The sequence below is a fragment of the Curvibacter fontanus genome (assembly GCF_054780335.1).
Window position 1 is genome coordinate 1 of the sequence record NZ_BAAGWN010000002.1, and the last position, 19978, is coordinate 19978.

At 66.9% G+C, this 19978-nt stretch carries 16 protein-coding genes, 1 other RNA gene and 2 pseudogenes; 13 read left to right on the forward strand and 6 right to left on the reverse strand.

Going from position 1 to position 19978, the window contains the following annotated elements; all coding sequences use genetic code 11:
• Nucleotides 1–272 (forward strand): annotated as a pseudogene (locus ACYVH8_RS00475) (type I glyceraldehyde-3-phosphate dehydrogenase); the annotation flags it as partial.
• 85 nt (nt 273–357) lie between these two features.
• A complete protein-coding gene (gene mltA / locus ACYVH8_RS00480; RefSeq protein ID WP_460486916.1) occupies nt 358–2100 on the forward strand; it encodes a murein transglycosylase A in 1743 nt (580 codons plus the stop codon).
• A gap of 9 nt (nt 2101–2109) precedes the next feature.
• Here the strand turns inward: mltA and ACYVH8_RS00485 are convergent, their stop codons facing one another.
• Both ACYVH8_RS00485 and ACYVH8_RS00490 read right to left on the reverse strand, forming a co-directional pair.
• Complete coding sequence (locus tag ACYVH8_RS00485) at nt 2110–2754, reverse strand: hypothetical protein (protein ID WP_460486917.1); 645 nt, start codon at nt 2752–2754, stop codon at nt 2110–2112.
• Nucleotides 2751–3278: an Lrp/AsnC family transcriptional regulator gene (locus ACYVH8_RS00490; protein ID WP_460486918.1), complete on the reverse strand. Its 528-nt coding sequence runs from the start codon at nt 3276–3278 to the stop codon at nt 2751–2753. The genes ACYVH8_RS00485 and ACYVH8_RS00490 overlap by 4 nt, the downstream gene beginning before the upstream one ends.
• Before the next feature lie 124 nt (nt 3279–3402).
• Between ACYVH8_RS00490 and ACYVH8_RS00495 the strand changes: the two are divergent.
• A pseudogene (locus ACYVH8_RS00495) lies at nt 3403–5676 on the forward strand (indolepyruvate ferredoxin oxidoreductase family protein); the annotation flags it as partial.
• Here the strand turns inward: ACYVH8_RS00495 and ACYVH8_RS00500 are convergent.
• Nucleotides 5672–5751: non-coding RNA, sX9 sRNA (locus ACYVH8_RS00500), on the reverse strand. The pseudogene ACYVH8_RS00495 and the gene ACYVH8_RS00500 sit on opposite strands and share 5 nt — an antisense overlap.
• A gap of 60 nt (nt 5752–5811) precedes the next feature.
• On the opposite strand from ACYVH8_RS00500, the gene ACYVH8_RS00505 reads away from it, so the two are divergent.
• From ACYVH8_RS00505 to ACYVH8_RS00525, 5 genes are all read left to right on the forward strand, one after another.
• Nucleotides 5812–7098 carry a DUF6537 domain-containing protein gene (locus tag ACYVH8_RS00505; protein ID WP_460486931.1) on the forward strand — a complete coding sequence of 429 codons (1287 nt, stop codon included), beginning with the start codon at nt 5812–5814 and terminating at the stop codon, nt 7096–7098.
• 171 nt (nt 7099–7269) lie between these two features.
• Complete coding sequence (yajC, locus tag ACYVH8_RS00510) at nt 7270–7602, forward strand: preprotein translocase subunit YajC (RefSeq protein ID WP_460486919.1); 333 nt, start codon at nt 7270–7272, stop codon at nt 7600–7602.
• 84 nt (nt 7603–7686) lie between these two features.
• Entirely contained in the window at nt 7687–9567 is a 1881-nt protein-coding gene (gene secD, locus ACYVH8_RS00515) for a protein translocase subunit SecD (RefSeq protein ID WP_460486920.1), read from the forward strand.
• Between the two features lie 12 nt (nt 9568–9579).
• The gene (gene secF, locus ACYVH8_RS00520) at nt 9580–10539 is read left to right on the forward strand and encodes a protein translocase subunit SecF (RefSeq protein WP_460486921.1); all 960 of its coding nucleotides are present in this window, start codon (nt 9580–9582) and stop codon (nt 10537–10539) included.
• A gap of 19 nt (nt 10540–10558) precedes the next feature.
• A complete protein-coding gene (locus ACYVH8_RS00525; RefSeq protein ID WP_460486922.1) occupies nt 10559–13288 on the forward strand; it encodes a DUF1631 family protein in 2730 nt (909 codons plus the stop codon).
• Between the two features lie 67 nt (nt 13289–13355).
• Here the strand turns inward: ACYVH8_RS00525 and ACYVH8_RS00530 are convergent, their stop codons facing one another.
• The 3 genes from ACYVH8_RS00530 to ACYVH8_RS00540 form a co-directional block, all read right to left on the reverse strand.
• Nucleotides 13356–13853: a Smg family protein gene (locus tag ACYVH8_RS00530; RefSeq protein WP_460486923.1), complete on the reverse strand. Its 498-nt coding sequence runs from the start codon at nt 13851–13853 to the stop codon at nt 13356–13358.
• Between the two features lie 70 nt (nt 13854–13923).
• Complete coding sequence (gene dprA / locus ACYVH8_RS00535) at nt 13924–15048, reverse strand: DNA-processing protein DprA (protein ID WP_460486924.1); 1125 nt, start codon at nt 15046–15048, stop codon at nt 13924–13926.
• 24 nt (nt 15049–15072) lie between these two features.
• Nucleotides 15073–16359, reverse strand: a complete 1287-nt coding sequence (locus ACYVH8_RS00540) for a LysM peptidoglycan-binding domain-containing protein (RefSeq protein WP_460486925.1) — start codon at nt 16357–16359, stop codon at nt 15073–15075.
• Nucleotides 16360–16542: 183 nt separating this feature from the next.
• Here ACYVH8_RS00540 and def point away from each other — a divergent pair, with 183 nt between their 5' ends.
• From def to pgk, 5 genes are all read left to right on the forward strand, one after another.
• Nucleotides 16543–17052, forward strand: a complete 510-nt coding sequence (def, locus tag ACYVH8_RS00545; RefSeq protein WP_460486926.1) for a peptide deformylase — start codon at nt 16543–16545, stop codon at nt 17050–17052.
• Nucleotides 17049–18008: a methionyl-tRNA formyltransferase gene (gene fmt / locus ACYVH8_RS00550; protein ID WP_460486927.1), complete on the forward strand. Its 960-nt coding sequence runs from the start codon at nt 17049–17051 to the stop codon at nt 18006–18008. The genes def and fmt overlap by 4 nt, the downstream gene beginning before the upstream one ends.
• A gap of 3 nt (nt 18009–18011) precedes the next feature.
• A complete protein-coding gene (locus tag ACYVH8_RS00555; protein ID WP_460486928.1) occupies nt 18012–18746 on the forward strand; it encodes an AzlC family ABC transporter permease in 735 nt (244 codons plus the stop codon).
• Complete coding sequence (locus tag ACYVH8_RS00560; RefSeq protein WP_460486929.1) at nt 18743–19090, forward strand: AzlD domain-containing protein; 348 nt, start codon at nt 18743–18745, stop codon at nt 19088–19090. The genes ACYVH8_RS00555 and ACYVH8_RS00560 overlap by 4 nt, the downstream gene beginning before the upstream one ends.
• 118 nt (nt 19091–19208) lie before the next feature.
• On the forward strand, nt 19209–19978 hold a 770-nt coding region (gene pgk / locus ACYVH8_RS00565), incomplete at its 3' end, for a phosphoglycerate kinase (RefSeq protein WP_460486930.1).

Here is a 19978-nt window from a genome sequence, read left to right on the forward strand (position 1 = left end):
ACCTGACCGTGGAGCTGAACAAGGAAGCCGACTACAAGGAGATCTGCGCCGAGATGAAGGCCCAGAGCCAGGGCGCGCTCAAGGGCGTGCTGGGCTACACCGAGGACAAGGTGGTGGCCACCGACTTCCGCGGCGAAGTCTGCACCTCGGTGTTTGACGCCGAGGCCGGCATCGCCCTGGACAAGACCTTCATCAAGGTCGTGGCCTGGTACGACAACGAGTGGGGCTACTCCAACAAGTGCCTGGAGATGGCGCGCGTGGTCGGCAAGTGATGCCTGACCCGTTCAGGCTGAGCTTGTCGCAGCCCTTCGGCAGGCTCGGGGCGAACGGAATCTAACGAATGCATACGAACACCCCATGAACTTCCTCCGATTCCAGACCCTGTGCGAACAGGGCAAGGCCCGTGGCCAGCGCGTCTTCATCCGCGCCGACCTCAACGTCCCGCAGGACGCCGCCGGCCGCATCACCGAAGACACCCGCATCCGCGCCTCCCTGCCCTGTCTCCGGATGGCGCTGGATGCCGGGGCCGCCGTGATGGTCACCTCCCATCTGGGGCGCCCCACCGAGGGTGAGTTCAAGCCCGAGGACTCCCTGGCCCCCGTGGCGCTACGCATGGCCGAACTGCTGGGCCGCGAGGTGCCCCTCGTTTCCAACTGGACCGACGGCGTGAACGTCGCCCCCGGCCAGCTCGTCATGCTGGAGAACTGCCGTTTGAACAAGGGCGAGAAGAAGAACAGNGCCAGGGGTGTTCAGTCCGGCCGGTCCGGCCCGCGCGCCGGCGGTCGGGTGGCGTCGTCGCTGCCTTTTTCAGGCGAGGACAGTTCGCCCTTGCTGCGACCCGAAAACATGGTCCACCACACGATCAGCACCAGCAAAAGCAGGGCGCCCAGAGCTTCAAGGAAAATCAGCAACATGAATCGATCCCGACAAATTTATTGTGTCTTTCAAGTGCTGATTGTAGGAACGCTGGTCGGCTGCGGCGGCGTGCCGGTTTCCGGGCCGGCGCCGGAGTCCGGCAGCCCCCTGATCGCCATCGAGCGGCCCGGCGCGTCCGGTGCTGTCACTTCCTTTCCCTCCCAGCCGGGGAGCAGCACCGTGCTGCAACAGGCGCGCAGCCGCTGGACGCCGGTGGCCTGGACCGAGCTGCCGGGCCTCGGTGAAGACCCCCTGGGTGAGGCCTGGGGGGCCTGGCTGCGCAGCTGCGAGCGTCCGGTGCCCTCGCTGGCGCCTCTGTGCGCCGATGTGCGGCGCCTGGGCCAGGTTGGCGACGAGGAGCGGCGTAACTGGATGATCGAGCGCCTGCAGCCCTACCGTGTCGAGACCTTCCAGAGCGAGCCGGTGGGCCTGCTGACCGGTTATTACGAACCGGTGGTCGAGGCCTCGCGCCTGCCCACGGCCCGCCACACCGTGCCCCTGTACGGCCTGCCGGCCCAGTTGTACCTGCGCAAGCCCTGGTACAGCCGCCAGGAGATGGACACCCTGCCTGAGGCCCAGGCCGCGCTCAAGGGCCGCGAGATCGCCTGGCTGGCCGATCCGGTGGCCGCGCTCAATCTGCAGATCCAGGGTTCGGGGCGCCTGCTCGTGACCGAGCCCGATGGTCGCCAGCGCATGGTGCGCATCGGCTACGCCGGCACCAACGACCAGCCTTACCGCAGCGTGGGCGGTTGGCTGCAGCAGCGGCGCGAGATACGCGACGCCTCCTGGCCTTCGATCCGCCAGTGGGTGGCGCAGAACCCGGGCCGGGTGCAGGAGATGCTGTGGAGTAATCCGCGCGTGACCTTCTTCCAGGAACAAGCGTTGCCCGAAAGCGAGACCGCCGTGGGCCCGCGCGGCGCCCAGGGCGTACCCCTGACCGCGGGCCGCTCCATCGCCGTCGATCCCGGCAGCATTCCCTACGGCACGCCGGTCTGGCTGGCTTCGGCGGGTCCGCAGCTGCAGCTGCAGCGCCTGGTGCTGGCGCAGGACACGGGCAGCGCCATCACGGGCGCGGTGCGGGCCGACTACTTCGTGGGCACGGGGCCCGAGGCCTCCTTGATTGCCGGTCGCCTGAAGCAGCCGCTGCGCCTGTGGGTGCTGTGGCCGCGCGAAGCGGTCCGATAGCCTGCAGGTTCAGCGCAGACTGACGCGCACCTGCACGCGCAGGGACTGGCTGCTGCTGCGGGTCTCGCGCCCGCCGCCGCCCAGGCCCGCGGCGCCTTGCCGGTGTTCCTGCACGTCCTCGCTGTCGGCCACGGTCATCCATTCGTCCAGGGGCAGCATCAGCGTGGTGGAAGTGCTGGCGCCCGGTCCCAGGGGCTGGCGGCCCTGCGTCGCGGCCAGTTCCAGATAGACCGAGTCCCCGCCTTCCCAGACCGGTGTGGCCGTGAAGCCGGTGCCGGCCTGGAGCCAGACCGTGCCGGGCACGCTACGGCGCACGCCGCCCTGAACGATGAACTGACGCAGGCGCAGCGGCACACTCTGGCCCAGCTTGATCGCCGCCGGCCGGCCGTTGAGCACCAGCACCTGCTGCTGGGCACTGCCGCTGCGTTCGCTCTGGCGGCTGCGTGCGTCGATGGCCACGTCCACCTCGCCGCGGCCTGCTTGCACACGGGCGTTCACGTCGGCTGCCACACGTTCACGGGTGCTGCTGCTGCCGTCATCCTGGCGTACTTCGATCAGCAGATTGCGCAGGGACAGCGGGGCGCCACCGGTCTGGGCCTGCAGCGCCGCGGGCAGGGCCAGCAGGAGCAGGGCGAGTTGTTGCAGATGTTTCATCGGGATCTCCGTCGGGCTTTGGCTGCAGAGGGTGCCGGCGCGGGTGCGGGTGCCTGCAGATGGCCCAGGGGCAGTGTAGGGCTGGCCTTGACCTCGCCCAATGAGAAGCTGGTGTGCAGGTCCTTGACGTTGGGCAGGTTGATCAGGCGCTGCAGCGCGAAACGCGAGAAGCTGTCCAGGTCCTGCGCCACCACCTGCAGCTCGAAGGTGCCGGTGCCGCTGATGTAGTGGCAGGCCACCACCTCGGGCAGGGCGCGCACGGCTTCCTCCAGCACACGCGTGGCGTCGCCCGTGTTGCGCTCGGCGTCCAGACGCACAAAGGCCAGCACGCCCAGGCCGATCTTGTGGCGGTCGATCTCGGCGTGGTAACCCTTGATATAACCCTGGGTTTCGAGCGAGCGCACGCGGCGCCAGCAGGGCGCCGGGGACAGGCCCACGCGGCTGGCCAGCTCGGCATTGGTCAGGCGGGCATCGGCCTGCAATTCGGCCAGGATGGCGAGATCAAACTTGTCGAGTGTTTCCATTAATTGGATTTTCGCGCAATATCCTTTCAAAAACCAGCGTTTCAGCGGCAAAGAAAGCAAAGACCTATCCGGCCGTCCCGCATACACTGGCCCGACAAACAAGGCCTTACGGAGACCAGCCCCGATGAACGCCCCCCTGCCCGAAGCCATCCGCCAGGCGCTGGAGACCGTCACCCTGGACGACAAGTACACGCTGGACCATGGCCGCGCCTTCATGAGCGGGGTGCAGGCCCTGGTCAAGCTGCCCATGCTGCAGCGCCTGCGCGATCAGCAGGCCGGCAAGAACACGGCGGGGTTCATCAGCGGCTACCGCGGTTCGCCCCTGGGCAGTTATGACCAGGCCCTGTGGAAGGCCAAGCCCTACCTGAAGGCGCAGAACATCGTGTTCCAGCCCGGCGTCAACGAGGAACTGGCGGCCACCGCCCTGTGGGGCACGCAGCAACTGGGCTTCGCCCCGCCGGGCACGAACAGGTTCGACGGCGTGTTCGGCATCTGGTACGGCAAGGGCCCGGGTGTGGACCGGACCTCCGACGTCTTCAAGCACGCCAACAACGCCGGCACCACACCCTGGGGCGGCGTGATCGCCGTGGCCGGTGACGACCACGTGGCCAAGAGCTCCACGGCCGCGCACCAGAGCGACCACATCTTCAAGGCCTGCGGCCTGCCGGTGTTCTTTCCGGCCTCGGTGCAGGAGATCCTGGACCTCGGCATCCACGCCTTCGCCCTGAGCCGTTACGCCGGCGTCTGGGCCGGCATGAAGACCATCCAGGAGATCGTCGAGTCCAGCGCCAGCGCCACGATCGACCCCGAGCGCGTGCAGATCCAGCTGCCCACCGATTTCCAGATGCCGCCGGGCGGCCTGCACATCCGCTGGCCCGACCATGCGCTGGAGCAGGAAGACCGCCTGTTCCACCACAAGTGGTACGCCGCCCTGGCCTACATCCGCGCCAACCGCCTGAACCACAACGTCATCGAGGGCCCGAACGACAGGTTCGGTCTGATCGCCAGCGGCAAGGCCTACAACGACACACGCCAGGCCCTGCTGGACCTGGGACTGGACGACGCCACCTGTCGGCAGCTGGGCATCCGGCTGCACAAGGTGGCGGTGGTCTGGCCGCTGGAGGCGCAAAGCGCGCGCGACTTCGCCACCGGTCTGCAGGAAATACTGGTGGTGGAGGAAAAGCGCCAGCTCATCGAGTACCAGCTCAAGGAAGAGCTCTACAACTGGCGCGACGATGTGCGCCCCAACATCCTGGGCAAGTTCAACGAGGGTGACCGTGCGGGCGGTGAATGGTCGCAGGCCAATCCCTCCAGCAACGAGCTGTTGCGCGCCAATGCCGACCTGACGCCGGCCATGATTGCGCGCGCCATTGCCGGGCGCCTGAAGAAGCAAGGCATTTTGCCCGCAGGCAGTGATATCGCCGCACGTGTCGATACGCAGCTGGCGGTGCTGGACGCCAAGGAGCGCGCCATGCAGGCCCTGCTGCTGAGCGGTCCGGCCGCCGAGCGCATGCCCTGGTTCTGCTCGGGCTGCCCGCACAACACCAGCACGCGTGTGCCCGAGGGTTCGCGTGCCATGGCCGGCATCGGCTGCCACTTCATGGCGACCTGGATGGACCGCAGCACCATAGGCTTCACGCAGATGGGCGGCGAGGGCGTGCCCTGGGTGGGCCAGCAACCCTTCAGCACCGAAGGCCATGTGTTCGCCAATCTGGGCGACGGCACCTACTTTCACAGCGGCCTCCTGGCCGTGCGCCAGAGCATTGCCGCCGGCGTCAACATCACCTACAAGATCCTCTACAACGATGCGGTGGCCATGACGGGCGGCCAGCTTGTCGGCGAGCGCCAGGGATCCGAAGGAGACCTTTCGGTCTCGGGCCACAGCGTGATCCAGATCGCGCAGAGCATGCGGGCCGAGGGGGCTGCGAAGATCACCATCGTGACCGACGAACCGGAGAAATACGAGGGCGTACGAGATCTGCCTGCCGGCATCGCCATCGAGCACCGCGACGAGTTGGACCGCATCCAGCGCGAGTTTCGTGAGTTCAAGGGCTGCACGGTCATCATCTACGACCAGACCTGCGCCACCGAGAAACGCCGCCGCCGCAAGCGCGGCACCCTGGTGACACCGGCCAAACGTGTGGTGATCAATGAGCTGGTCTGTGAAGGCTGCGGCGACTGCGGCGAGCAGAGCAACTGCCTCTCGGTCGAACCCCTGGAAACCGAGTTCGGCCGCAAGCGCACCATCAACCAGAGCAGCTGCAACCAGGACTTTTCCTGTCTCAAGGGCTTCTGCCCCAGCTTTGTGACGGTCGAAGGCGGGCAGCTGAAGAAGAAAGCCAAGGGCCAGGCTTTGTCCCCGTATTCACTGGGAGCGCTTCCAGAGCCCGTCTTGCCACAGATAGGCGCCGTAGCGAGCGGCCGTCAGCGGGGGGCGGCAGGAGCGCAGGAACCGGAACGTACTTCTGTACGTGAGGATTCCGAGCACCTCCCAACCCCCGATCACGGTCGCGCAGTAGGCGCATACGGCATCGTGGTGGCGGGCGTGGGCGGCACCGGCGTCATCACCATCGGGCAATTGCTGGGCATGGCCGCGCACATCGAGGGCAAGGGCGTCGTGACGCAGGACGCGGCGGGCCTGGCGCAAAAGGGCGGCGCGACCTGGAGCCACGTGCTGATTGCCGACACCGCCGAGGAGATCCGGACCACGCGCGTGGGCATGGCGGCGGCCGACCTGATCCTGGGCTGCGACCCCATCGTCACGGCCAGCAAGGAAAGCACCCTGCGCATGCGCGAAGGGCGCACACGCGTGGCGCTTAACGGCCACAGCGCGCCGACGGCCGCCTTCGTGAAGAACGCCAACTGGCAGAACCCGTCGGATCGCTGCGTGGCCGACATCAGCGCGGCCGTGGGCGCGGGCGGCCTGGGATTGTTCGACGCCGATGCCGTGGCCACCCGGCTCATGGGCGACTCGATCTATGTCAACCCCATGCTGCTGGGTTACGCCTGGCAAAAGGGCTGGATCCCGCTGGGCCTGGCTTCGCTCCAGCGCGCCATCGAGCTCAATGCCGTGGCGGTGGAGGCCAACCAGGCGGCCTTCGAATGGGGCCGCCAGGCGGCGCACGACTGGGCGCGCGTGCAGGCCCTGCTGGCACCGGCGCAAACCCTCCAGTTTCAGCCGCGTGAGACGGTGGAGAGCCTGGTGGCGCGGCGGGTCGAATTCCTGAGCGGCTACCAGAACGCGGCTTATGCCGAGACTTACCGGGCCTTCGTGGCGCGGGTGCAGGCGGTCGAGAGCCGGCTGGGCAAGACGGGCCTGAGCGAGGCGGTGGCCCGTTACCTCTTCAAGCTCATGGCCTACAAGGACGAGTACGAGGTGGCGCGCCTGCACAGTGACCCGGCTTTCAAGGCACGCATCGGCGCCATGTTCGAGGGTGAGTACAAGCTCCACTACCATCTGGCGCCGCCCTTGATCGCCAGGAAAAACGCCAGGGGCGAACTGGTCAAACGGCCTTTCGGCCCCGCCATGGGCAGTGCTTTCCGCCTGCTGGCGCGCCTCAAGGGTCTGCGCGGCACGGCTTTCGATCCTTTTGGCAAAACCGAAGAGCGTCGCGGCGAGCGTGCCCTGATCGCCGAGTACCGCGCCTGCATCGAAGAACTGCTGGCCGGCCTGAACGTGGCCAACCATGGCGCCGCGGTCGAGATTGCGCGCCTGCCCGAGCAGATCCGCGGCTACGGGCACGTCAAGGCCCGGCACCTGGCGGCTGTCCGGCCGCTGTGGGACGAGCGGCTCGCCGCCTGGCGGGCCGCCGCGGCCTGACAAACGTCCGGGTATTCCACGATCCGGCGCCTACCCGTACAAGCCGGTGGGGCCTGAAAACGGCCGACGGCCGGCCCCGTACAATGGGCGGCCGCCTGTTGCGGGGTGCCCGCCGGGTGCCTCCCGACGCAGGCAAGTCCCGATTTTTGAACCCCTGACGTGGAGTAAGCCGTGTTTATTTCTTCCGCTTTTGCCCAGACCGCCCCCGCCCCCTCTGCCGGTGGTGATATCCAGTCCTCGCTGATGAGCATGCTGCCCATCGTGCTGATGTTCGTGGTGCTCTACTTCATCATGATCCGTCCCCAGATGAAGAAGCAGAAAGAGCACCGCGCCATGGTCGAAGCCCTGGCCAAGGGTGACGAGGTGGTGACGGCCGGGGGTCTGCTGGGCCGTGTGAGCAGCCTGAACGAGAACTTCGTCGGCGTGGAAATTGCTTCCGGTGTGGAAGTGCAGCTGCAGCGCAGTGCCGTGGTGCAGGTGCTGCCCAAGGGCACGGTGAAGTGAGGTTGAGCGCCGGGCGTTGAGCGCTCAGCGCAAAAACTGCTCGACGCCCACCGCTCAACGCCAAACACTCAACGCTCAAGCCGTATGAACCGTTATCCGTTCTGGAAGTACGCGATCATCGTGATCGCGCTGCTGGTGGGGGCGATTTACACCGCCCCTAATTTCTTTGGCGAGGCGCCCGCCGTCCAGGTGTCGGCGGCCAAGGCTGTCTTCAAGGTGGACGCCACCACCCAGTCGCGTGTGGAGGCGGCGCTGCAGGAGGCCGGCATCAGGCCAGAAGCGATCGGCCTGGAGGCCGGCTCCCTGCGCGTGCGGGTTGATTCCACGGACACCCAGCTCAAGGCCAAGGACGCCATCCAGCGCGCCCTGGTCAAGGACGCGGCCGATCCCGACTACATCGTGGCGCTCAACCTGCTGCCGCGCACGCCGGCCTGGCTGTCCGCGCTGCGGGCGGCGCCCATGTACCTGGGGCTGGACCTGCGCGGCGGCGTGCACTTCATGTTGCAGGTCGACATGCAGGCGGCCCTGAGCAAGAAAGCCGAATCGCTGGCGGGTGACCTGCGCACCGTGCTGCGCGAGAAAAACGTGCGTCACGGCGGCATCAGCCGCAACGGCCAGGCCATCGAACTGCGCCTGCGTGACGCCGCCACCGCGGACGCGGCCAAGCGCGTGCTGCTGGACCAGTTCGCCGAGCTGCAGACCACAGAGACGCAGGACGGCAGCGACATCAGGCTGAGCGCCACCATCAAGCCCCAGGCCGCCCGCCTGGTGCAGGAGCAGGCGCTCAAGCAGAACATCACCACCCTGCACAACCGGATCAACGAGCTCGGGGTGGCCGAGCCGGTGATCCAGCAGCAGGGTCTGGACCGCATCGTCGTGCAACTGCCCGGCGTGCAGGACACGGCCAAGGCCAAGGACATTCTGGGCCGCACCGCCACGCTGGAAGTGCGCATGGTGGATGAAAGCATCGAAGGCCGTTCCGCCGAAGCCGGTTCCGGCCCGGTGCCCTTCGGCGCCGAGCGCTACCCGGACCGCAACGGCCAGGCCGTCATCGTCAAGAAGCAGGTCGTGCTGACCGGCGACAACCTGACCGACGCCCAGCCCGGTTTCGACAGCCAGACCCAGGAGCCCACCGTCAACCTCTCGCTGGACGCCAAGGGCTCGCGCATCTTCAAGGACGTGACGCGCGAGAACGTGGGCAAGCGCATGGCCATCATCCTGTTCGAAAAGGGCAAGGGGGAGGTGGTCACGGCGCCGGTGATCCGCAGCGAAATCGGTGGCGGCCGCGTGCAGATATCGGGTCGCATGAGCTCGGTGGAGGCGGCCGACACGGCCCTGCTGCTGCGTGCCGGCGCGCTGGCCGCGCCCATGGAGATCATCGAGGAGCGCACCATCGGCCCCAGCCTGGGGGCAGAGAACATCAGCAAGGGTTTCGCCAGCGTGACCTGGGGTTTCCTGGCCGTGACGGCCTTCATGTGCGTCTACTACATGCTGTTCGGCGTGATCTCCAGCGTGGCGCTGGCCGTCAACCTGCTGCTGCTGGTGGCGGTGCTGTCCATGCTGCAGGCCACGCTGACCCTGCCAGGCATGGCGGCCATGGCCCTGGTGCTGGGCATGGCCATCGACGCCAATGTGCTGATCAACGAGCGGGTGCGTGAAGAGCTTCGAGGCGGCGCCTCGCCGCAAGCTGCCATCCTGACCGGTTATGACCGCGCCTGGGCCACCATCCTGGACTCCAACGTCACCACCCTGATCGCCGGCCTGGCCCTGCTGGCCTTCGGCTCGGGGCCGGTGCGGGGGTTCGCCGTGGTGCACTGCCTGGGCATCCTGACCAGCATGTTCTCGGCGGTTTTCTTCTCGCGCGGACTGGTGAATTTGTGGTACGGTAGCCGTAAAAAGCTCAAGACCGTCTCTATCGGCACGGTCTGGCGCTCGGACGCTCAGGCGCCGGCCAAAATGGATTGAGGGAAGAAGAACATGGAGTTTTTTAAGATCCGGCGCGACATTCCGTTCATGCGGCACGCGCTGGTGCTCAACGCCATCTCGGTCGTCACCTTTGTGGCGGCCGTCTTCTTTCTCTTTTCGCGCGGGCTGCACCTGTCGGTGGAGTTCACCGGCGGCACGCTGATGGAGGTCAGCTACTCCCAGCCGGCCGACCTGGAGGCGGTGCGCGGGGGTATCGCCAAGCTGGGCTACGCCGATGTCCAGGTCCAGAATTTCGGCACCGCGCGCGACGTCCTGATCCGCATGCCGGCGGCCAAGGGGGTCAGCTCCGGCCAGCAGAGCGAGCAGGTCATGGCCACGCTCAAGGCGGCCGATGCCGGCGCCACCCTGCGCCGCAGCGAGTTCGTCGGCCCCCAGGTCGGCGACGAGCTGGCGCTGGACGGACTCAAGGCCCTGGCCTTCGTGGTGGTGGGCATCATGGTCTATCTGGCGGTGCGCTTCGAATGGAAGTTCGCCGTGGCGGCCATCATCGCCAACCTGCATGACGTGATCATCATCCTGGGTTTCTTCGCTTTCTTCCAGTGGGAGTTTTCCCTGCCGGTGCTGGCGGCCGTGCTGGCCGTGCTGGGTTATTCGGTCAACGAGTCGGTCGTGATCTTCGACCGCATCCGCGAAAACTTCCGGCGCCTGCGCAAGCTGGACACGGTGGGCATCATCGACAACGCCATCACCTCGACCATCAGCCGCACCATCATCACGCACGGTTCCACGCAGCTCATGGTGCTGTCCATGCTGCTGTTCGGCGGCCCCACGCTGCACTACTTTGCGCTGGCGCTGACCATCGGCATCCTGTTCGGCATCTATTCCTCGGTTTTCGTGGCCGCGGCCATCGCGATGTGGCTGGGTGTCAAGCGGGAAGACCTGATCAAGGGCGGCGGTGGCGCCAAGCGGGAAACCGACCCCAACGATCCGAACTCGGGCGCCGTCGTCTGAACCAGGGCAGGGGACCACCATGGCGACCCAGCTCTCCTATATGCAGCGCATGCAGCTGGCGGAGATGGTGCGCCAGCGTTTTCTAGGTGATGCGGAGAAGATCCTGTTCGATCTGGGCGGGACGATCCAGGACCGGCTGACCGCACTGCTCAATGAAAAGGGCACGACCCGGGACATGCAGAACCGGCGCGATGCCTGGATGCTGTTCCAGAAGCAGCGCGGCCCCTGGATCGACGGCACCATGAAGATCTGGCAGGCGTCGCTCAAGTCTCCGGCCACCAAAAAATCCGAGAAAAAAGAAGAGCTCTCGCTCGAGGGCGATGGCGGCCTGTCCCTGGTGGGCACCGATGCGGTCGAGAACAAGATCCTGGCTTCCCGCCTGGTGCTGGCCGTGGTGGAAAAGATGGGCGGCGATCTCGACGATCTGCGTGTGCGCGTCAAGACGCTGGAGAACCGTGACGATCTCGAGGGGCACGACATCCTGCGGCCCGAAGTCCTGATCCTGCTCATGGTCGAGCAGTGGACCACCATCGGCATGACACGCGAGTCCTGGCCCATGGTCAACGACGTCGTGCAGAAAAGTCTGATCGAGAAACTGAAGACGGCCTATGCCAATGCCAATGAATTCCTGATCCAGCAGGGTGTCATGCCGACCATCGACCTGAAGGATCGCGTCAAGCGGGCCGCGGTCGGCCGTCGTGCACTTGGGGCTTCGGGCGCGCCGGCCCCCGACTCCCAGCAGCCCGACTCGCAGTTCCCTGGCGATACGGGGGGTGACCCTTCCTGGGCTGCTTCGAGCGGGGCTTACGGGCAGGCCTCTGCTTATCCGGCTCAGCGGCCGGTGTCGGCGCCGGCGCCGCTGGGAGGCGGCATGCCGGTGGCTCGCGCGCCCGGGGGCATGCCGCCACCGGCCTATCCTGGGCAGCCGGCGCCCGGTCGCATGCCAGCCGGTGCCGCACCCGCTTACCCGGGCCAGCCTGCCATGCCGCCGGGGCAGGCCCCAGGGCCGACCGGGCGCAGTGCGGGCCATCTGTTTGGCGGCCGCCTGGGCTGGGACGATGCCGGTGGTCCCGTCACCCCCAGCCGGCCTGCCTCGGTTCCGTCGCCCGGCGCAGGCGGCGCACAGCCGCCGCCTTCCACGTCCGGGCAGACCCCGGCGCAGATGCATCAGGCCCTGGCAGGGCAGGGCACGCCGTCCCATTTCGGCGGCGCGCATGAAGAGACGCGTTTGATGACGCAGACCACGCCGCTGGCGCGCACGCGCAGCCGCGCCCAGGGCATGTTCGGCCAGCTCAAGCGCCTGCTGGTGGGCCAGGGCGGTGGTGATTTCAGCGCGACCTCGGCGCAGCCACCTTCGCCGGCGCTGGCAGCGGCCATGGCAGAACGTCCGCAGTATTACGGTGGTGGCGGTGGCGGCGGGACCGGCACGGTCTATGAAGATTTCAGCCCGGCCGGTGTGGTCAAGGTGGCCGAGAAGCTGCGCGAGAAGACCGACGAGCTCAAGAAGAAGGCAGAAACCAAGAGCGAGAAAGCCATCATCGAGATGGTGGCGCTCATGTTCCAGGCCATCCTGGCCGAGGAGCGCATCCCCACGACGATCCGGGTCTGGTTTGCCCGGCTGCAGATGCCGGTGTTGCGCGTGGCGCTGGCCGAGCCCGAGTTCTTCGGCACACTGAACCACCCGGCGCGCCAGCTGATCGACCGCATGGGCTCCTGCGTCATGGGTTTCGAGGCGAGCAGCATCACGGGCGGAGCCCTTGAAACCGAGATCAAACGCATCGTGCAGGTCATCGAGCAATACCCCGAGACCGGCAAGCGCGTGTTCCAGATCGTCTACGACGAGTTCCAGAAATTCCTGGCCAAGTACCTGACGGGCAAGGAAAAGACGCAGAAGGTGGTGAGCGTCGCGCAGCAGGTCGAGCAGAAGGAAACACTGGCGATCCAGTACACCATCGAGCTGCGCAACATGCTCAAGGACATTCCGGTGCGCGACGAGATCCGCACCTTCCTGTTCAAGGTCTGGGCCGAGGTGCTGGCGGTGTCGGCCGTGCGCAAGGGCCCCAAGGACGCCGAGACTGTGGCGCTCAAAAAGGCGGCGGCCGACCTGGTCTGGTCGGCCAGTGCCAAACCCAATCGCAATGACCGCGCCCGTGTCATCCAGGACCTGCCGCAGCTGCTGCAGCGCCTGCGCTCGGGCATGGGCCTGCTGGGCATGGCGCAGGCTGACCAGGACGCCCACATCAAGATCGTCAGCGACACCATGGCCGACGCCTTCATGTCCAAGACGCAAGCCATCCCGCAGGCCCAGATCGACGCCATGACACAGCGCCTGGCCAATCTGGAAGACTTTGTCAGCGAGGATGGCCTGGGCGATCTGCCGCTGGATGCCGAAAGCATCGAGATGATGCTGGGCATCGACGCGTCCACCATCGACGTGGTCACCAACGGCGGCTCCAAGCCGACCCCCGCCATGGTGGCCTGGGCGCAGGAGCTGCAACTGGGCTCCTGGTTCACGCTGGACCACAATGGCAAGGTCAGCCAGGTGCAGTTCGTCTGGCGCAGCGACCGCAAGCACCTGAACCTCTTCGCCTCCAGCGATGGCCACAGCTACCTGATCCAGGCAGGTCGCCTCGCGGCTTATCTGCAGGCCGGCCTGCTGCTGCCGCAGGAAGAGGAAACGCTGACCGTGCGCGCCACGCGCGAGGCGCTCACAAGGCTGGAGGCCAATCCGGAGCGCCTGGTCGCTTGAAGCAAAAAGGCCCCGGTGTGGGGCCTTTGCGTTTTGGGCCGGGGCGCTTCAACGCCCGCTCCCGGTGTCAGTGGGCGATGCGCTCCGCGCTGTCGTCGTAGAGTTCGTCGAGCACCAGGGTGCCGGGCTCCTCGCCAAAGCTCCAGTACACCATCAGGATGATGATCTTCAGGTCGTCCAGCGCGATCGGTTCACCCGGTACGGCCATGGCGCGGTCGAGGACGACTTCGCGCAGCGGCGGCGGCAAAACCTCCGCCGATTCGAGGAAACTGATGAAACCCAGGCATTCGGCGCCCAGATGGTTCTGCTCGGCCACCGAGTACACGCGCATGCTGTCAGGCGACTGGATACGGGACAGGCTGGCGTCAGGCTGAGGAGGCGGGGCCGTGTCAAGCCAGAGCGTGCTCTGGGCCGCGAGGTTCAGGCCGTCGAGCCAGAGCAGCGCGTCGCGGATCTCGTCGGCATCGAAGCCGATGGCGTTGAGCTTGCGCTCGAGTTGCGGCAGTTCGGGGCAAGCATCGCCGCGCCAGTAGTTTTCGTACACATACACAAGCACTTCGAACATGGCTTCAATATAGCGCAGAAAGCGCCCGGAGCCAGCGGGAAATGACCGGTGTTGTCGGCGCTGTTGCGCTTCAGGCACGCACCAGCCGTTGCAGCAGGCCACCGGGCAGGCGAGCCACATGCCCCTCGATCTCGAGGGTCATCAGGCGGGCCTGCAAGGGTGCAATGGCCAGGCCGGTACGTGCCTGCAGGGCGTCCAGACTGACCGGGTCCAGCCCCAGGGCTTGCAGCACGTCATCGTCGTCCTCACGGGCGTCGGCCGCATCCCTTGCGGGCAGGCCGGGGCTGGCGGTGCCCGGCATCTCTTCCAGCACGTCCTGCGCCGATTCGACCAGCTTGGCGCCCTGGCGGATCAGGGCGTGGCAGCCGCGTGATTGTGTGGCATGGATGGAGCCCGGGATGGCGAAGACGTCCTTGCCCTGCTCAGCGGCCAGGCGCGCTGTGATCAGCGAACCCGACTTCAGGGCCGCCTCCACCACCAGGGTGGCGCTGGAGAGCCCGGCGATCAGGCGGTTGCGGCGCGGGAAGTTGGCCGCCAAGGGTGGCATGCCCAGAGGGTACTCGCTGACGATCAAGCCCTGCTCGCTGATGCGGTGCGCCAGCGCATGGTGGCTCTTGGGGTAGACCCGGTCCAGGCCGGTGCCCACCACGGCCACGGTGGCCAATCGATCCGGTGCCTGGGCGTGCCCGGTGAGCGCACCTTCATGGGCCGCGCCATCGATCCCCAGCGCCAGCCCGGAGACGATGCTCAGGCCCGCCTGGCTCAGGGCCTGCGCAAACTGTTGCGCATTCAGGGCGCCCTGCGGGGTCGGGTTGCGGCTGCCGACCACGGCCAGGCTGCGTCCGGCGTCGAAGGGCAGGTCGAGCCGTCCAGCCAGGTAGAGCAGCAGGGGCGGGTCTTCGATATCGAGCAGAGTGACCGGGTAGCGCGGGTCACCCAGGGGCACGATGGCGCGCTGCTGCGGCGCCTCCTGCAGCCAGGTCCAGCTACGGTCCAGCAGTTCGGCCAGGCCATCGGGTTTTTCTTGCAGGGCTTGCGTCTGCTTGGGACTGAGCAACTGCTGCAGCGCTGCCGGGCTTTGCTCAAGGATGGCCGTGGGCAGGCCGAAGGCAGCCAGCAGGCGGCGTGCGCTTTCGTTGCCGATGCCAGGGGCGAGTGTCAGCCGCAACCAGGCGCCCAGTTCATCGCGCTCCATGGCGTCGTACGCCGCTGCGTGTGCTTACTGCGGAGTAGCCAGGCGATCGCCGACACGCACGCTGTCGGTGATGTCCAGGATCAGGCCGTAGGACAGTTTTTCGTAGGTGCGAAACACCATCATCAGGCCGTTGCGCTCGTTGGGCAGTTTGATCAGCGGCCGCGACGGATCGGTCTTGTCGGTGAGTTGCTGGCCGTCCTTGAGGATGGCCAGGACATGGCCGCTCTCGATGCCGTCGCGACGGCCGCGGTTGATGACCACCACCTGGTTCTGCGAGGCATTGGCCACGGCGTTGTTGCCGTAGATCGAGACAATGCGCCCGTTGACGGCACTGGCCGGGGCGCGGGGCACAAAGTTCAGGAATTCGCGCTCGGGCTCGGGCACCATGCGGTCGCCGACCAGCATTTCGCTCTTGGCCGACACGATGTCAATGGTGGCTGGCACCAGGGCGGTGTTGGTTTTGCCACCGCTGGCCGCAGCGAGTTCGACGCTACCCTCGCTGCGCACGAGGGAGGCCTTGCCCAGGAACTCGGCCTCGTAACCCAGGACTTCACCGGTGTCCGGATCCTTCAGGGGCTTGGCATTGCGGAAGACGCGGTATTGCTTGAACTTCTGCTGATCGTCCAGCAGGGGCGCGCTGGCCGGGCCGCGCGCGTAGACGCGATCACCCCGGCCGATGATGACGCGGTTTTCTCCGGCGGCCACGATGCGCGGCGCGGTCTGGAGTTCGTTTTCCTCGACGATCAGGGGTTCGGCCAGGAAGGCCTCGATATCGCGGGTCTGCAGCGTGGTCAGGGGGCTGCGGGCCACTTCGGAACGGATGCGCGGCGAAAGGCGCACGGTTTCGATGCCGCTGGCGCCGTCACGGCCGCCGCTGACAGCGACAGGGGCCTCCTCTGCACCGGCAACGACTGCGGCGGGGGCCGCTTCGGTGCCGGGTGCGGTGCTGCTCAGCCGGGCGCGGCCGTCGCGCTTGTCCAGGTACAGGGTCTGGCCCGGATAGATCAGGTGCGGGTTCAGGATCTCTTCGAGGTTCATGCCCCAGAGTTCGGGCCAGCGCCAGGGGCTGCGCAGGTACATCTTGGAAATCGCCCACAGGGTGTCACCGGATTTGATGGTGTAGGTGTCGGGCGCGTCGGGGGCCAGTTCGGACAGCGGCACGCCTGCCTGGGATACCTTCTGGGCCGTGGCGCTCTGCTCGGCACTGATCGGGAGGTTGGGGAATTTCTGGCTCCAGGCCGGCAGGCTCAGCAGGCCCAGGGCCACGATCATGGAAACTTGGGTACGGATCCCCATCCTGCTTTTCGTCATGTCTTGCTGTTTCACGTTGCCCCCGGCTAGCTCCGGACGCGGACTGGCCGCCCGCTGTCCCCGGAAAACTTAACAAATCACGCACGATTCTGCGCCCAAGCCCTTGATTGGGCAATGTTTTCTGTACTTTGTTGCAAACTCGTTAGCCAAAAGTAGCGAAAATAACGACATTGACGAGGTTTTATGGCGCTGCTTCCCATTCTTTGTTTTCCCGATCCCCGCCTGCACACGGTGGCCAGGCCCGTGCAGGCCGTGGATGCGCGCATCAAGCAATTGATTGCCGACATGTTTGAAACCATGCACGAGGCCCATGGCATCGGCTTGGCCGCGACCCAGGTCGACGTGCACGAGCGCCTGATCGTGATCGATGTTTCCGAGGGGCGCGACCAGCCCCTGGTGCTGATCAACCCCGAGATCGTCTGGGCCAGCCCGGAGATGAAAGTCAACGATGAAGGCTGCCTCTCCGTGCCCGGCATCTACGACGGCGTCGAGCGCCACGAGCGGGTGCACGTGCGCGCGCTCGATGGGGAAGGCAAGGAGCGCGTGATCGAGGCAGAGGGCCTGCTCGCCGTCTGCGTCCAGCACGAGATGGACCATCTGCTGGGCAAGGTCTTCGTGGAATACCTGTCGCCGCTCAAGCGCAACCGCATCAAGACCAAGATGCTCAAAGCCCAGCGCGAGGAGCGGCATTGAGGCTTGTTTATGCCGGCACACCCGAGTTCGCCCGGGTGGCGCTGGAGCGCCTGCACGCCGCCGGTTTCGAGATTCCCCTGGTCCTGACCCAGCCCGACCGGCCCGCCGGCCGCGGCATGAAGCTGCAGGCCTCGCCGGTCAAACAGTTTGCGCTGGAACACGGCATCGCCCTTGCGCAGCCGCACGGGCTGCGCCTGGACGGCAAGTACCCAGAGGAAGCCGCTGCGGCGCGCGGGGCCATCGAGGCGGCGCGTGCCGATGTCATGGTCGTGGCCGCCTATGGCCTGATCCTGCCGCAGTGGGTCCTGGAGCTGCCGCGACTCGGTTGCCTCAACATCCATGCCTCCCTGCTGCCGCGCTGGCGCGGCGCGGCGCCCATTCACCGCGCCATCGAAGCCGGTGACGACGAGACCGGCGTCACCATCATGCAGATGGACGCGGGTCTGGACACGGGCGACATGCTGCTGGTGGAGCGCCTGACGATCGCTGCAAACGACAGCACGGGCAGCCTGCACGACCGGCTGGCCGTCCTAGGCGGTCGTTTGGTTGTGGAGGCACTGGAACTGGCGGCCTGTGGCGGCCTGCGGCCCGTGGCGCAGCCGGCCGAGGGCGTGACTTATGCGCACAAGATCGAGAAGCAGGAGGCCGCCGTGAACTGGGCGCAGCCGGCCTCCGTGATCGAACGCCGGATCCGGGCTTTTAACCCCTTCCCCGGTGCGGCCACGGCCTGGCAGGGCGAGTCCATCAAGCTCTGGCAGGGCCGGGTCGAGCCCGGCCGCTCCGGTGGCAAAGTGCCGGGCACGGTGTTGCTGGCGGGTGCCGAGGGCATCACCGTGCAATGCGGTGAGGATGTGCTGCGCCTGATGGAGTTGCAACGCGCCGGCGGAAAACGCCTGGCGGCAGCTGATTTCCTGCGGGGTTTTGCCTTGCCGGCCGGTGCCGTGCTGGGGGCCTGAGCCATGAGCAGCCTGCGCCAGATCGTCCGGCACAGCGAATTCCGCCAGGGCATGCAGGACATGGTGTCGGTGGCGCCCGGCCTGGCCGCCTGGGGCATGATGACCGGCGTGGCCATGATCAAGTCCGGCATGAGCCTGTTCGAGGCCATCGCCATGACGCTGCTGGTCTATGCCGGCAGTTCGCAGCTCGCGGCCATACCGCTGATCGCGGCCGGCGCACCCGTGCTGGTGATCTGGGCCACGGGCATCTGCGTGAACCTGCGTTTTGTGGTCTTCAGCGCGCACATGCGGCCCTACCTCATGCACCTGCCGCGGCGCTGGCGTCTACTGGCCGGTTACGTCACGGCCGACATCAGCTACGTCATGTTCACCAAACGCTTCCACCAGCCGCCCCAGACGGAGCAGGAGCGGCAGAGCCAGCTGGCCTATCTGCTGGGCGGCTGCACCACCAACTGGAGCAGTTGGCAGCTGGCCAGCCTGCTGGGCATCTTCCTGGCGCATTCGGTGCCCGCGCACTGGGGCCTGGGTTTCGCGGGCATCCTGGCCCTGCTGGGTGTGAGCTTTTCGCTGGCCAGCAGTCCGCTGCGGGTGGTCTCTGCCGGCGTGGCCGGGGCGGCGGCGGTGGCCGCCTTCGCCCTGCCCTTCAAGCTCAACATCGTGGTGGCGATCGCCGCCGCAGTGGCCCTGTGCCTGCTGCTCGAGAAAACGCCGCCTTTCAGGCTCGGGGAGGGGCGATGAAGGAAACCGATCTCTGGACCCTGGGTGTCATCCTTGGCCTGGCCGCGGTGACCGTCATCACACGCTCCTTTTTCTTCATCTCCAGCAAAACCTGGAGCCTGCCGCACTGGGCCCAGCGCGGCTTGCAGTACGCGCCCATCGCGGCGCTTTCGGCCGTGATCGTGCCCGAGATGGTCATGAGCCAGGGCCATCTGATCCAGACCTGGCAGGATGCGCGCCTGTTTGCCGTGATGGCCGGGGCCGCCTGGTATTTCTGGCGCCAACAGAGTTCCTGGGCCATGCTGGGCACCATCGTGGTCGGCATGGCGGTGTACCTGCCGCTGCACCTGGGCCTGGGCTGGTGAGCCCGTATCCGCCGAAGGCGGGCGGTTGGCGAAGCGGCGGGCGCGGCCGCCTAAAATTGCGGGTTACCTGCGGGTTTCAGACCTGCTCCCCCGTTTCCAAACTCTGCGTCCAGTCACCATGAACTTCCTCCGATTCCAGACCCTGTGCGAACAGGGCAAGGCCCGCGGCCAGCGCGTCTTCATCCGCGCCGACCTCAACGTCCCGCAGGACGCCGCCGGCCGCATCACCGAAGACACCCGCATCCGCGCCTCCCTGCCCTGCCTCCGGATGGCGCTCGACGCCGGGGCCGCCGTGATGGTCACCTCCCATCTGGGGCGCCCCACCGAGGGTGAGTTCAAGCCCGAGGACTCCCTGGCCCCGGTCGCCCAGCGCATGGCCGAACTGCTGGGCCGCGAGGTGCCCCTCGTTTCCAACTGGACCGACGGCGTGAACGTCGCCCCCGGCCAGCTCGTCATGCTGGAGAACTGCCGTTTGAACAAGGGCGAGAAGAAGAACAGCGAAGAACTGGCCCGCAAGATGGCCGCCCTGTGCGACATCTTCGTGCACGACGCCTTCGGCACCGCGCACCGCGCCGAAGCCAGCACCTACGGCATCGCCCAGTACGCCCAAACCGCCTGCGCCGGCCCACTGCTGGCGGCCGAGATGGACGCCATCGGCCAGGCCCTGCAGGCGCCCAAGCGCCCGCTGGTGGCCATCGTGGCCGGCTCCAAGGTCAGCACCAAGCTCACCATCCTCAAGAGCCTGGCTGCCAACGTGGACCAGCTCATCGTCGGCGGCGGCATCGCCAACACCTTCATGCTCGCGGCCGGCCTGAAGATCGGCAAGAGCCTGGCCGAACCCGACCTGCTGGGCGAGGCCCGGGCCGTCATCGACATCATGAAAGCCCG